Annotated in this window: 11 protein-coding genes; 1 reads left to right on the top strand and 10 read right to left on the bottom strand. The window is 56.2% G+C overall.

The features are described 5' to 3' along the window. Window positions 1-161: 161 nt before the first annotated feature. From KQI65_06425 to rpsU, 5 genes are all read right to left on the bottom strand, one after another. Window positions 162-1,985, bottom strand: a complete 1,824-nt coding sequence (locus KQI65_06425) for an Ig-like domain-containing protein (GenBank protein ID MCB2204369.1) — start codon at window positions 1,983-1,985, stop codon at window positions 162-164. Further along, window positions 1,879-2,871, bottom strand: coding sequence for an endolytic transglycosylase MltG (gene mltG, locus KQI65_06420; protein ID MCB2204368.1), 993 nt, complete (start codon window positions 2,869-2,871; stop codon window positions 1,879-1,881). Before mltG ends, KQI65_06425 begins: the two co-directional genes overlap by 107 nt. Then, window positions 2,868-3,938 carry a tRNA (adenosine(37)-N6)-threonylcarbamoyltransferase complex transferase subunit TsaD gene (gene tsaD, locus KQI65_06415; protein MCB2204367.1) on the bottom strand — a complete coding sequence of 357 codons (1,071 nt, stop codon included), beginning with the start codon at window positions 3,936-3,938 and terminating at the stop codon, window positions 2,868-2,870. Before tsaD ends, mltG begins: the two co-directional genes overlap by 4 nt. Further along, window positions 3,893-5,218: a DUF4921 family protein gene (locus KQI65_06410; protein MCB2204366.1), complete on the bottom strand. Its 1,326-nt coding sequence runs from the start codon at window positions 5,216-5,218 to the stop codon at window positions 3,893-3,895. The genes tsaD and KQI65_06410 overlap by 46 nt, the downstream gene beginning before the upstream one ends. A gap of 95 nt (window positions 5,219-5,313) precedes the next feature. Then, complete coding sequence (gene rpsU, locus KQI65_06405; GenBank protein MCB2204365.1) at window positions 5,314-5,505, bottom strand: 30S ribosomal protein S21; 192 nt, start codon at window positions 5,503-5,505, stop codon at window positions 5,314-5,316. A 209-nt stretch (window positions 5,506-5,714) separates the two neighbouring features. Here rpsU and KQI65_06400 point away from each other — a divergent pair, with 209 nt between their 5' ends. Then, window positions 5,715-6,956: an MFS transporter gene (locus KQI65_06400; GenBank protein MCB2204364.1), complete on the top strand. Its 1,242-nt coding sequence runs from the start codon at window positions 5,715-5,717 to the stop codon at window positions 6,954-6,956. 70 nt (window positions 6,957-7,026) lie between these two features. On the opposite strand, the gene KQI65_06395 is transcribed toward KQI65_06400, so the two are convergent. The 5 genes from KQI65_06395 to KQI65_06375 form a co-directional block, all read right to left on the bottom strand. Then, window positions 7,027-8,211 carry a PLP-dependent aspartate aminotransferase family protein gene (locus KQI65_06395; protein MCB2204363.1) on the bottom strand — a complete coding sequence of 395 codons (1,185 nt, stop codon included), beginning with the start codon at window positions 8,209-8,211 and terminating at the stop codon, window positions 7,027-7,029. An 85-nt stretch (window positions 8,212-8,296) separates the two neighbouring features. After that, complete coding sequence (locus KQI65_06390; GenBank protein ID MCB2204362.1) at window positions 8,297-10,483, bottom strand: hypothetical protein; 2,187 nt, start codon at window positions 10,481-10,483, stop codon at window positions 8,297-8,299. After that, window positions 10,480-11,472, bottom strand: a complete 993-nt coding sequence (locus tag KQI65_06385; GenBank protein MCB2204361.1) for a GNAT family N-acetyltransferase — start codon at window positions 11,470-11,472, stop codon at window positions 10,480-10,482. The genes KQI65_06390 and KQI65_06385 overlap by 4 nt, the downstream gene beginning before the upstream one ends. An 11-nt stretch (window positions 11,473-11,483) precedes the next feature. Then, on the bottom strand, window positions 11,484-12,428 hold the full coding sequence (locus tag KQI65_06380) for a hypothetical protein (protein MCB2204360.1): 945 nt from the start codon (window positions 12,426-12,428) through the stop codon (window positions 11,484-11,486). Further along, the gene (locus KQI65_06375) at window positions 12,428-13,492 is read right to left on the bottom strand and encodes a hypothetical protein (protein MCB2204359.1); all 1,065 of its coding nucleotides are present in this window, start codon (window positions 13,490-13,492) and stop codon (window positions 12,428-12,430) included. Before KQI65_06375 ends, KQI65_06380 begins: the two co-directional genes overlap by 1 nt. Between the last annotated feature and the right edge of the window lie 8 nt (window positions 13,493-13,500).

Genomic DNA, 13,500 nt, shown 5'->3' with positions numbered 1-13,500 from the left:
TCGTCCTCTCTAAAAGCGTTGTTGGATGTCGTATGGTCCAATCTACGCGCAGAGGATCTCAGAGTTGTTTTGCGCCCGTAAACAGATGTCAAGAAATGTCACGGCATCAGAGAAATGCCAGAGGTTGGGATGAAATTGCAGGGAAATGCCCGGGCAGTGTGCTAGGGCTGTACGGGAATGATAACGCCGTTTGTTTCCCAGCGCGCACGCACGCGCAATGTATCACGCTGCACCCCGAACGGTTCCGGAGGCGAGAACGGCACGGCTTTGCCGGGGTCGTACCTGCCGCTGTTGTTGCTGTCTTCGTATGCGTCGATGAGGTAATGTCCCTCAAGCACGCGGTCAAACCTGTACTCCTTTTTTGCATCCGCCCGGGTTTTGCGCGTTTTCGCATGCTTTTTCGCCTCCCTCAGCTGAATGACGAACTGTCCGGTTGAATCATCACTGCGCACACTCCCGGCGACAACACCGAAGCGGTCGAGAATGCCGCTTGTGAAGGTTATGCAGTATGTCGTGTCCGCCACGCTGCGACCGGAGATGGAATCACGCAGTGAGGAGAGATCGGTACAGAAGGAATACTGCGCTTCGTCCATAAGCGCTGGATGCGATACCTGAAGCTCATAGCTGGAAACCCAGATGAGTTGGAGCGGGACATCCGTACCGGTGGAATCCTCCAGTCGAAGCGCGGCAGTGCGGGACATCGGACGGTCGAAGAGCAGCACGAAATTACTGTCAGGCTCCGTCTTCCGTGCGCGGGCCTCGGGAAAACGGTTCCGGATGACAGGACGCGTGGTATCGGGTTCACTCACGCCTGTGAATATCAGTGCACTGTCGGGGAGTGCGAGGGTATTGAATGCGGCGTCGCGCAGTGAGTCGGCACTGAATATCAGCGTTCTCTGTGGAAGTGGATCGACGGTGAAGAAATCCCAGGCGTAATTCTCTCCCGGAGGAGCCATGGCGTCGATAAGCGCGAGGTCTTCACCGGAGATGGAATCGGTGACATGAATCCAGGTGAGCGGGAACGGCTGCGGATAGACCGTTTCATTAAACTTCACGCGGACGCGATGGCTGTAGAGCGCGTCGATGCGCTGGATCGAAGGACGTGTGGTGTCTTCGGTAAACAGTCTGAAACGAAGAGGGGGGGAAGGAGGAATACTGTCCTGAACAAGGATATCCGTGAACGGCACACCGATGGCGTCCGCCTCCACATCGTACAGAACGTTGTTGAACTTGTCACGAACAGCAAACACCCGGTAGCTGCCCGGAGTCACATTGTAGAAATGAAAACTGCCGTCATCCGCGCTCTGGACGAGATAATCGGGTCGGTCCTTCGTTGGATTCAGTGTATCGGCTCTCCCGGGTTCGAGGAGATACGCAAACACTGAAACTCCCGAAGGCTCATCGTCAATGATGGTCCCGTTGAAAGTGCCGCGGTCGAGGCTGTCGCCAGTGGAAAATGCGAGATGGAAGGTCTCTGCCATTGCATTCCCGGCGTTGACATCTTTGACTTTCGTACCAACCGTGATGACGTAGGTGCGATTTGCGCGCAACGTGTCCTGGAATAGAATGGTCACTTCACTGCCGGACCATTCATACTCCGGCTCGACTGCGGGGAGAGGTGAAATATGTACTGCTTCGAGAAACGTTTGCCGCTGCACGTATTCGCTGAATTCCAGCGTCACCTCCTGTCCATCGAAACGGGTACTCTCGTTGACGGGAGTACTCTCGAGAATCACCGGCGGTTCTGTGTCCTTCGGTCCGCCTTCCGGGGGACGCTGTGAGGCACAGCCGACGAGAAGCAGGAACGCGATGGCCTGCCACAGTCGGGGGGAAAAAGAAGGAATACGCAATACAGCCTTGATACGCATGGATGATTCGTTAGCGTCGTAGTCTTCGATACGCGGCAACGGCTCGGTTATGTTCCTCGATTGTTCGCGAGAACCGGTGACCGCCGCTGCCGTCAGCGACAAAATAGTAAAAATCATGCGTCTCAGGATACAGAGCGGCATGTATAGAAGCTTTCCCGGGATTGTTCACCGGTCCGGGCGGGAGTCCGGGATAGCGGTACGTGTTGTATGGAGAATTGATCGAGAGATCACGATAGAGCAGGCGGCGCGGACCATCCGGTATGATGTATTGAATCGTCGGGTCTGCCTGCAGCAGCATCCCGCGCCTGAGCCGGTTGTAGTATACACCTGCCACGCGCGCGCGTTCGCGATCGAGACGGGTCTCGCCTTCGACAAGCGAAGCCATCGTCAGAATTTCATGCATGTCGCGACCCGTGCGTTTCATCTGATCCCGGTCTTTTGGACTGAATGTGTCAAGCATGTTGTGTACGAGCATGCCGAGCAGCTCTCTCGCCGAAATGTCAAAGCGCACACGGTAGGTCTCTGGCAGCAAATAGCCTTCGAGAGACGGTTCATCAAGTTTGAAGGATGAGATGAATGACGGGTCACGTGAAAGCTTGAGGATAGTGTCCGCACTGAACCCGCAGCACGTATCGAGATGCGTCGCTATGCGGCGGATTGTCAGTCCCTCGCGAATCGTGATGTTCCGGTACGCCTGATGACTCCCGTCCGCCAGTATGGTAAGGATATCGAGCGTGGATGCTCCGGCCGGAAAATTGTACAGTCCGCTTTGCAGCCGGCCGTCTTTTCCGGTCAGTTTGGCGGCTGCGATGAACAGGAGATCATTTCGCACGACATCGTTGTCTTCGAGCAGCTCCGCAATGCCGCGGAGGGATGTCCCTCTCGGGATTTCCAGTGGCTCATCGTGTTCTGCCGAATACGGTGAAGAGATGAGCATCCATGCAATGCCCGCGAGCAGGATGGGTAGTACGGCAGCGAGGAGAAGGAGGGTGCGTTTATTCATTGGAACATGCTGTCTGCGATTCTGGCGAATGCCGGGGACTGCAAACCGCCCTGCGCTCCTTGTTGAAGCTGCAGTGAGGCGAGCATGGCAATCATCGCGGCGTTGTCCGTGGAATACGCAATATCGGGAATGAACACTTTTCGTCCGATGCGCTCTGCACCAGTGTGCAGCGCGTGCTTGAGTCCGCTGTTCGCTGAAACCCCGCCTGCCACAGCAATATCCCTGATGTCATATTCCTTTGCTGCGCGCAGCACCTTGCTCGCGAGAACGTCTGTCGCCGCCCGTTGGAAGGACGCACAGATGTCATCGACCTCGTCTTCGTTCAGGCGCAGCACACCGTTTTCCGCTCTGTCACGCAAATGATAAAGCACGGATGTCTTCAGGCCGGAAAAACTGAAACGATAGTCCTTGCTGTCGAGGAGGGGACGCGCAAAGGTTACGGCATTGGGGTTTCCCCTGGCAGCACGGGCGTCGATGACCGGTCCACCCGGGTAGCCGAGATCCAGCATTTTGGCCACTTTGTCGAAAGCCTCCCCGGCTGCATCGTCAATAGTGGTTCCGAGCAATTCGTACTTCCCGACGTTGCGCACGAGAATGAGGAGCGTATGTCCGCCCGACACCACGAGGCCCAGGAACGGAGGTTCCGGGTGCGGATCATGCAGATAGGGAGAAAACAGATGCGCCTCGATATGATGCACCGGCAGGAAAGGGATATCACGAGCGATGGCAATGCCTTTCCCCGTATTGAGTCCGACGAGCAGCGATCCGATCAGACCCGGTCCCTGTGTTGCCGCCACAGCATCCACATCTTCTATCGACACCTGCGCGTCATCGAGTGCCTTGCGTATGATGGGGAGAATGGCGCGCAGATGTGCGCGTGAGGCCAGTTCCGGTACCACACCGCCGTACTCGCTGTGGAAGAGCTGCGAGGAAATGATATTCGAGCACAGCGTCCCGTTGCGTACCACAGCAGCGGAAGTCTCGTCACAGGAAGATTCTATGCCGAGCACTGTCACCGGGGTCACGTCGTTTTGTAATACTGAAGGGGATTGGGGACGAGGTTGCATTCTTCCGCGACGCGGATGCTCGAAGCAATATTGCCGTCAGCTCGCAGGGTATAGAGTTTCGGGACGAGCTTGTCGCGCAGATCCGTGGGGGTGAGGGGATTGATGAAGATGTTGGTTCCACCTTCAAATCCTGCAGGCGTGTTGATCCGCAGCTTGATGAAAACGTGCCAGGGTATTTTGAAAATTGAATCGATGGGCGTGTGATGCCATTCCTCGTTCAGGGAGATCTCGCCCCCGACAGCGGCATGCACCGCGCGCACGAGGTCGCTCATGCCGCGAATTTCATCTTCGTTGTGATCACCCGGACGTGCATTGACGGATTTCGAAAAAATCTCAACCGTGGGGAAACGGTGTCCGATGCCGACGTACGCAAGCGCATAATCGTTTTCAGCGAAAACGAGATTCTGGTACCCTGCAAAGTTCGGCCCGTATGTGTTCCAGACGTTCTTGTCCTGCACCACCATCTTGATTTTCCGCTCCATCGCCTCACCCCATTCATCTATGGCGACGATCTGCGTATGCAGATGATCAAAGGTGGCCCCCGCGGGTGGCAGCCAGTTTTTGAACACGCTCAGCGAACGGACATACCGGTTGTTCGCGGTGATATCCTTCATCGCGTCGATGATGAAGTTGTAATACTGGAAATGTTCTTCCTCGTTGAGTTCGCTGGTGGAAAACAGGTCGCGCGCGTTCCGCGCATTCTGCCTGTAATGCGGCTGAACGATGACCATTTCATGACCGCCGCCGAAGAACGCATCGGCCATTACAAATTTTTCTTCCATCGAAATGCGTGCGATCTCCTCGTCTGATCGGCCACTGCGCCGCAGTTTGTAATCCAGAATGTCCATCACATGATTCAAGCCTACGGGGTCGGAAAGATAGTCTTCCTTCCACTGCAGGTTGCGAGAGGACATTTTGTAATTGTAATTCTGCCGCCAATAATCAACGGAGAGGATTTCAAAGAGATTCGAGACGCGGCGAAACAGCGGCTCGGTTTCATGGTACGATGAGGGGGGAATGCGATGAAGTGTGCGAAAGTTCTGCTTCTCCCTGATGACGCGCGCTTTCTCGGGTGCTGTCTCGAACATGCGTCCTTTGCAAAAAGCACAATACGCCTCAGGCTCCTGTTTCTCTACAGGTGCCGGTGCGTAGCCTTTCAAGCTTTCACTGAGCGGTTTGCTTCCCCGACCTGGTACCGACCATACCTCAACCCCCGAAAACGGGTTGACCTGTTTGACCGTGCCGTCGGCCATGGTGTGGTAGTAGAAATGATAATCCAAAACCGCATCCAGTTCCGGCTGTGAGATAAGACGTTGTTGGGTTACGAACGAACGACGATGGACGCCGTGTTACTCCCAGCAGAATAGACGGTCTCTCAGGAATCGTCGGACGTACGCTTTGCGCGGCGGACGGCCTTCTGCTTTTTCATGCGCTTCTTGACGGAAGGTTTCGTGTAATACGTACGCTTTTTGAATTCTTTCAGAATGCCGGAACGTTCGTATTTCTTCTTAAAACGCTTGATAGCGCGGTCGATGGGTTCATTTTCCTGAACAATAATGCCGATCAAGTATATCTCCTGTTAACTGGTTGTAAGTCAATCAATTAGAATTCAGATTTCCAAAATAACACGAAGTGTCGAGTAAGTCAAGCCGGGGATGCGGAAGTGCAGGGGATTACGACGCCCATCCGGGGAAAGCGCATGAAAGGGAATAGCAGATTTTCGGAAAACTTGCTTCACAACAGAACTACTTTGCGGTGCCCGGATGTTAAACACGTATGCCATCGACACCCGCAACATCAGCAGAAAAGCGAGAGCAGCATATCGATACGCGGAAGCAGCAGCGTCAGATACTGATTCTGGCGGTACTGGCGTTCGCCAGTACCTTCTCCACTGCTGTGGTGTTCCCGAACATCGGCAGTTTCGTGCGGGACCGATTTGTACTGAACGATACCCAGGCTTCGCTTTTTGCGGTATCCTACCTGATTCCTCACGTGGTGTTTGCCTTCGTGTGGGGTGCGGTATCGGACAGAATCGGGAGAAGGAAGGGATTGCTCATTATAGGGTATGTTATCACTGCCGCGTTCCACTTCGCCCTGCCATTCATATCCACGTATCCCATGCTGCTGATCGTGCGTTTCGGTGAGGGCGCGTTTTCGATTCTGGGCTTCTCCATGGTCATGACCATGGCCGTTGACAGGGCACGGGAGGGTAATTACGGTCGCGTCATGGGGGCAGTCGGTGCCGCAGTGTCGCTCGGCACCACGCTGGCGTTTCCCATCGGGGGCGCAATCGGGGCTTCCTCAATGGTGCTGCTCTGTTCGATCGGGGCAGTGATACTGCTGCTCTGTGCTCTGCTGGCCTGGCAACAGCTTGAGGAGGGTCGGTTCGAGACCGTGCGCTCCCTGCGGGAAGCGACAAAGGCATTGCGGCGCAGTCCGTCTCTCGCGATTCCGTACGCGTTCACATTTGTCGACCGTTTTACCGTCGGTTTTTTCGCCGTTACATTTCCGCTCTATGTGGCCACGGCTTTCGGAATGGATGCACGTGCCTCGGGAATGCTGCTGACTGGCTACCTGCTGCCGTTCTCACTTTTGATCTACCCATTTGGCCGCCTGTCTGACCGATGGGGCGGTGCGCGTCTGATTCTGGGCGCGTCGCTGCTCTACGGTGTGGCAGTACTGGGCGTCGGACTCCTTTCCCCGGGGTGGTTTTTCCCGGTCATGGTGCTGTGCGGGATTTTTGCCGCGGCGATGTATGCGCCGAGTCTATGGTTCGTTGCGCATGTGGCTCCGGTCGAGTCTCGCGCTTCCGCCATGGGTGGGTTCAATGCAGCGGGGTCGCTGGGGTTTGCACTCGGACCACTCGCTGGTGCAGTGATCAGTGATCTTTTCAGTTACCAGGTCGCATTCATTTCGGCCGGTGTCACGGAATTCCTCTGCGTACTCATCGCCTGGCCGTTCGTCATGCGTTTCCTTTCCCGCAGAAACAGCAGTGTGGCCTCACCGGCCGCTTCCTGATCAAACAGCCTTTGACACATAAAAAAAAGCGGGCCCTGGCCCGCTTTCATGGTTTACAGGAGCAGAACTGTCAGCACTGCTCGAGCGCGTGTTCGAGGTCTGCAATGATTTCATCGACATGTTCGATCCCGACAGAAAAACGTACGAGTCCGTCAGTGATTTTTGCCGCTTCGCGCTGTTCCTTGCCCATGCCGGCATGCGTCATGCTTGCCGGATGCTGAATGAGGGATTCCACGCCTCCGAGACTGACTGCAAGAAGCGCCAGCTTGACGTTGTCCATCAGTTTCTTGCCGGCTTCCAGTCCGCCCGTCAGCTCAAACGAAATCATCATGCCGCCGCCGCTCATCTGCTTCTGACCGATTTCATATTGCGGATGGGAGGGGAGTCCGGGATAGCGCACCCACGCGACCTTCGGGTGATTTTCGAGAAACGTGGCGACCTTCGCTGCATTTTCCGATGCGCGCTGCACACGCAATGCGAGTGTTTTCAGTCCGCGATGCACCAGGAAGGAATTGAATGGATCAATGACGCCGCCAATCTGGTTGAGCGTTTTCCGGAAGGTGGGGTACATTTCCTCATCCTTGACGACGATGACACCGCCGACCACGTCTGCATGTCCGTTGAGGGACTTGGTGAGACTGTGGACGACAACATCCGCCCCGAGTTCGATGGGACGCTGCATCACGGGTCCCATAAACGTATTATCGACGATCAGCAAAGCATTCGCATCATGCGCGATTTTGGCGATGGCGTCGAGGTCGCTGATCACGAGCGTCGGATTTCCCGGTGTCTCAACGTAAATCACCTTCGTGTTGGGCTGCAAGGCGTTGCGGATGGCGTCGAGGTCAGAGGTGTCGACCAGGGAGCTCTCGACACCGAAGTTGTGCATGATGGTTTTGAGCAGGGTGCTGGTCGGACCGTACACCGACTCACTCGAGATGACGTGATCTCCTGCCTTGACGGTGGCAGCAAACGCTGTGTGAATGGCTGCCATACCGCTGCCGCATCCGAGTCCTTTCGCTCCGCCTTCGAGCACGGCAATGGCATTTTCCATTGCTTCCACGGTTGGATTGCGCATGCGGGTGTAAATGAAGCCGTCGCCGCGTCCCGCGAACAGGTCGGCACCGTGTTCGACGTTCTGGAACTTGAAGGTCGAGGTCTGGTAAATAGGTGGTACGACTGCGCCGTATTCGTTTTCGTCGATACCGGCATGTACAGTCTGCGTTTCAATTGATGCTTTACGAATGTCTTTCACAGGAAAACCTCCAGGTAAGAATTCCCTCGGCGGGAACGAGGAAAACGTTGTATGGTGCTGGCAGGGAACGTAAGCACTCCCGCGTTCAGTCAAAGAAAATCCAATCTACTCCGATGCGCAGGGCGCGGTCGTACATCGGATAAAATGCAGTGGTAATGTAATTGCTGTTCAGCACGTTGTAAAACACCACTGACAGCGTCGCCCGTTGTTTGATGGTTGCGAAAAGAAAAAGATCCACGCGCTGCATGTCGGTATAACTCGAAGCGCCGTCGCTGAAGTCGATCGGCAGAGTGAATATACCTGCTTCAGGATTCCAGACCAGAGGCAGATAGCTGTCACTGTAGGTAAACTGGCCGCCGACCTTCAGGTCGAGCGTCCCTTCGATCAGCGACCCCCGGTAATACAGCGAGCCGTTATAGCGCAATTCGGGAGCAAGCGCCTGGTCGAGAGCGGATATCGCACCGTCAGTGCGCTGCCAGGTCACCTGCTGATCAATGCGGAAACGCCAGAGTGCGAGTTCCGCGCTGAGGGATGCGCCAGTTATCGTCTGCGTGGCACCGCCTTCAATTTCGGTAATCGTCAGCGGAAAACGTCCGGTAAGCGAATCCTTGTAGGCAGCGGACTGCAGCAGAAGATATCGGTCTTCATGTCGGACGAATCCCCGCAGATCGGCATGAAGCACGTCTGTGGAGAGTCGGAGACCGCCTTCCGCGATGCTGACCTTGTCGAGATCGGGCGTTCTGTCGCCAACGGTCGTCAGCAACGCCGGCTGATAAGCTGTCGCCAGGAAGGAGCGAATGCGGGGCGAGAATGAGACACCGCCCCAGAGGGCGATCGGTCCGAGAGGCAGCTCACCGCCTGCACCGAGACTGATGGCCGTCTGATCATAGCGATAGTCGAGTGCACCGAATCCTGACAGTGCGACCGGACCGAGCAGCAGATCCAGGCGTCCACGGACGCCGCTTTCAAGTCCGGTTTCCGTCAGCGCCTCGCCGCCTTTGTCGATGGCAAATCGTGCGAGGTGCCCCCGCAATCGCAGACGCGCCCAGGGCAGCGTGGTTTCGTGGTCCAGTTGCGCCCTGTACATCGTCCAGTGATCCGTCAGGTGTCCCAGCGGCTCGAGCGCCGGGTACGAGAACTGTGTAACCAGCGTGTCTACGAAATGCCGCACGTCGGATATCGCCTGTACCTGCACGGTGGTCACCTGTGAGGAATCCTCTGTCCACAGCATCTCCAGTGCGCCGGTCGCGGTGTACCGCTGACGATGTGCTTCGATTGTCGTATTCGCGACTTCGGCGGTGAGGGGATCGAAGGCATCATCAGAAAACGCGGTGCTGCCTTTGACCGGATAGGTGTAGCTGCCGAGCGTGGCGTCGTAGATTGCAGCAATCCCACCATTCTGGTATGTCAGATCATCGTTGTAGCGGACCGCAAGCGACATGGTAAAAATATCACTGATCTGTTCCCGGTACCTGCCCCGGAGATTCCAGGACTCGGCGACAGTGTTGACAAAGCGTGCTGCCCGTGTTCCGGAGGCCCCACCGATGGTCACACGTGTGCCGGCGAGATAGATATTGCTCTTCTCTCCCGTATTGAGTGTGAACATGGCATCGGTGAAGAGGTACTCGTTTGCAGCCTCCGTATGGCGAAGGCGGGTAATGGGACGCGGCGCATCCCACTTGCGCTGCTTGAGATCCGCGGCAAAGACATCGCCCGGTGCGCCGTACCAGAACGCCTGGTACTGCGGATAGACAGTCAGTGATGCCAGATCCTGCAGCGGCAGCATGTCCGTTGATGTCATACCGGTGAGAATATCATCAAAAGGCGCACCGTTCAGCGACACCGAAGAGGCGGAAGGCAATCCGGAAGCGAAGGAAATGCCGTGGGGCTGACCAAAATTGCCGAGATCGGCCAGATGCGAAAAGGGATGCAGAGCAAAAACATCCGCAGCACGCTGGTAGGGAAGCAGGGTGAGTGAATCCCTGCTCCATCGCCAGGATCCGAAATCATGCAGGGTGGGAAGAATCCTTCCTGGCTTTGCGCTGACCACAGTGCTGTCGAAAGCGGCAGCCGTGTGCAAGCCTTCGTTCAGGCTGTCTGTGCTCAGGCTGTCGGTTGACAGACTATCTGCGTGTGAGAGGGGCAGAGGTGCAACCGTTTGCGATGTGTCGGCTCCGTGGGACACGGTGTCGGCGGGAAGCTCCTGGGCGAAAAGCGATCCGGCAAGGAGGACAACAGCAACAGCTGCGGCACTGATGAAGGTCATTTTCATGTCAGTCCCCTCTGCCGCATTCGAAGGCGACCGCGCAGTGCATTCACCTGTTTGAGCAGTGCCGGACGATACCATTCGAGTTCTTCATAATTCTGCACTGTGCCGCCGAAGCTTCGCTTGAAGTCGGAGACGCCCGGAGTATTTGCGCCCATGAAATCAAAACGCGTGCATCCCTCGGCGTGGTATTTTTCAAGCAGCTGATGCAGCAGCCAGTGCGAACCGGAGGGTGCGAGCGGGGGATTGGAACCGGCAAGCCAGTCATACAGCGTGTCGCCATCCCGTATCATTGCGCGTGTGGCGACGCATCGTCCATCCGTCCGGGTCGCCGCATACATATCCACGAGTCCCTGCCGCCGCAGCTTCGTGAGCCATTCCTGAATGCGTACAGGGGGAATGGGGGGGAGTATGCCGTGGCGATTGTAGCTTTCGTTGTAACACTCGGCCAGCGTCTGCGGATTTGCTTCACTGTCGATGCGCAGTCCCGTTTCCGAGGTGCGTCGGATTTTCCTGCGGAGAGACTGGCTGTATCCCTGCCACAGCGTATCGCTGTCATGCAGCTGCAGGGTCCTGTTCTGCATGCGCCTCACATCCCATTGCCTCGACACGAATTGCTGCCGGAGCTGCTCGGGTAATACGGTCGAAAGTGAAGCAAAATGACAGCGGCGTTCAACAGCACGAAGCAGCAGGGGAATATCTTCCATCCACAACCTGCTGTCTTCCACAAGCAGCAGACCTGTATACATCGTAATCGGAAGCGGCGGTGTGGCGCGAAGAAAACCCCGGCGTTTCATCATGAGAGGAATCCCGGCGACGGGACGATCTCCTCTGAGCAGGAGCACGGCGGACGCTTCCCTCTCGAACAGCTCGGCGAGAATCCGCAGCCAGGGGAGCGAGGAAAATACGGTCCGGTTCCCGGCATCCGTATGCAACTGCTGCCACAGTTCCGGCTGCTCGGCGAATTGTATGGTGTGTACGCTGCACGTGCTCATGTCAGCAGGGCTCAGAGCGTGAGTTCGACAGTATCTTCCGCAATGATATACGAAATGAAAAAGAGATACCGTGTGGCGACATTCATCTGTGTGCCAACGGTTTCCGCTTCCGCACTTTCGTCGGAAACACCCTTGTTCATTTTCGCCACGTCCTTCTCCCGCTCAGGATTCAGGCTCAGGGCCCAGAGCTGCGAGACCTCGAAGGTGCGGAACATCCCGTTGATGTAATGGTCTTCTTCCTTTTTCGCAACGCGTATTCCCTGCTGATACTGCCGTTCGATCTGTTCGAATGCCTTCGCGAAACGGTTTTCAGAATCAATATCCTGCATGATCATCGAAGTCAGGTTGTAGCAGGCATCCGCAATCGATGCAGCCGCTTCCACCGCCTGTGAGCCGGGACGCAGATTCTGCACGGTGATATCGTTGATCTTCTGAATTTCTTCCTGCTTCTCCGGCTGCCCGAGGAATTTCATCTTCGCAAGCAGGGCGTACATCTGGTACACACCGCTCATGGCGTTCATGATTTTTGCCGCATCATCCGTTTTCTCGACTTCCGCCTGTCGAAACCGCGAGATTTCCGTATTGATTTCCTTCTGGAAATCGCCGTGACGATCGAGCGCCCGGGCCGTGACGGAGAGGGAGCGGAAGAGACTCGTGAGCTCATTGATCATCGCAGGAATCTGCTCATCGCTTTCATTCTGCTTCCTCGTGGTTGCAATATCGAGCAGTTCCGCCTGCAGTTGCTTCTTGAGAGCGGGATCGGGATGATATCCCAGTTCCGCGCGCTGCATGGGATTCGAAGGTGTGGCAGATGCCGGCTCAGCGGCGGGAGTGGAGTCCGTCGCTGCAGCTGATGCATTGCCGCCATCGGTGGCGGATTCGTGATCGCGGGTATCCGAACCACAGGCGGTAATGAAGCCAAGGAAAAGGAGAGAGAAGACGAGGAATATGCGCATCAGGGAATCTGTTCCTTGTGGAGAATGATGGACTGTCGTATGCTCTTGAAGGTCTGATCGAAACGGCTGCTCTCGCCTTCGCCGGCGAAGAGCGTGTAGAAAAGCACGCGCCGGCCATCTTCTGCCGAGCGCAGCACCTGCAGTGTACCTGCCATGGGGGAGGCTTGTTCCGGTTGCACGACCCGGCGTGACTCCATGATCAGACCCCGGCTGGAATCAGCTTCAGCGGAGCCTGAAAGCGTGTCCGTAATCATGGTCCCATCAGGTGTGAGCACCGCTATGCGCACGATGGCGGCAGGAGTAAGAGTTGTGGGGTCGATGTACTGCAGCTCGTATCCCTCATGTGTTCCTTCACCGGGGAAACCGACGGAGACGTGGTCGTTGATATCCCAGGTCATCGGGTAGGCGAAACTCAGTCCTATATCATCTTCCACATAATGGGCCATGCCTTCCTCCCGCAGCCGTGAGAGGAAGTTTTTTTCCTTTTGCCACCATGACGTTTCGAAATTGCCGGACTCCGCGAACGGTACGCGCCATGTGCCATTCTCGCGGACGAGGAAAAACGAACTCACGCTTTCAAACGTGTTCTGGTGCCGGTGTACGAGAAAACTCGCCGTGATCACCGCCTTGCTGCTGTCGCGCACATCGATGTCAAGAATGTCAAAACGCGAAAATTCGTATATGAACGGAGCCCTGCCGCGATCCTCCTCGCGCTGCATCCAGTCCGCGAACTCCTTCGCATTCTTCACGCCCCGTGCCGCGAGACGGCGGCGGCTCACGGCGGACAGGTCCCTAAAAGGACCAGCAGTTTCCCTGGGACGCTGGAACAGCGTCACCCAGTCGCGAAACGTGCTGCGGGCGTCCTTATACAGCTGCAATTCCGGAGAAATGGCATTGGGCTCTCCGGTTTCCTCCTTTGGAATCGCCTTGTCGCCCTTGCCGCAGCCAGCGAAGGGAAGAAGGAGCAGAACAAGAAGGAGAATGCGCGTTCCCACGGCAACCCCACCATGCAGCGCATCGCGATTTTCCGGAGCTGAGCTGTTTGTTGTGTTCTGATTTTTCATATCCCTGA

It is taken from the genome of bacterium (assembly GCA_020444325.1).
Lineage (GTDB): Bacteria > Bacteroidota > Ignavibacteria > SZUA-365 > SZUA-365 > BM516.
This window is presented reverse-complemented; position numbering and strand designations above follow the sequence as displayed.

Coding starts and splice junctions, on each gene's coding strand:
- tsaD (MCB2204367.1), bottom strand. CDS start 3,938: ATGCAACCTCGTCCCCAATCCCCTTCAGTATTACAAAACGACGTGACC.
- KQI65_06375 (MCB2204359.1), bottom strand. CDS start 13,492: ATGAAAAATCAGAACACAACAAACAGCTCAGCTCCGGAAAATCGCGAT.
- KQI65_06380 (MCB2204360.1), bottom strand. CDS start 12,428: ATGCGCATATTCCTCGTCTTCTCTCTCCTTTTCCTTGGCTTCATTACC.
- KQI65_06385 (MCB2204361.1), bottom strand. CDS start 11,472: ATGAGCACGTGCAGCGTACACACCATACAATTCGCCGAGCAGCCGGAA.
- KQI65_06400 (MCB2204364.1), top strand. CDS start 5,715: ATGCCATCGACACCCGCAACATCAGCAGAAAAGCGAGAGCAGCATATC.
- mltG (MCB2204368.1), bottom strand. CDS start 2,871: ATGAATAAACGCACCCTCCTTCTCCTCGCTGCCGTACTACCCATCCTG.
- KQI65_06425 (MCB2204369.1), bottom strand. CDS start 1,985: ATGATTTTTACTATTTTGTCGCTGACGGCAGCGGCGGTCACCGGTTCT.
- KQI65_06390 (MCB2204362.1), bottom strand. CDS start 10,483: ATGAAAATGACCTTCATCAGTGCCGCAGCTGTTGCTGTTGTCCTCCTT.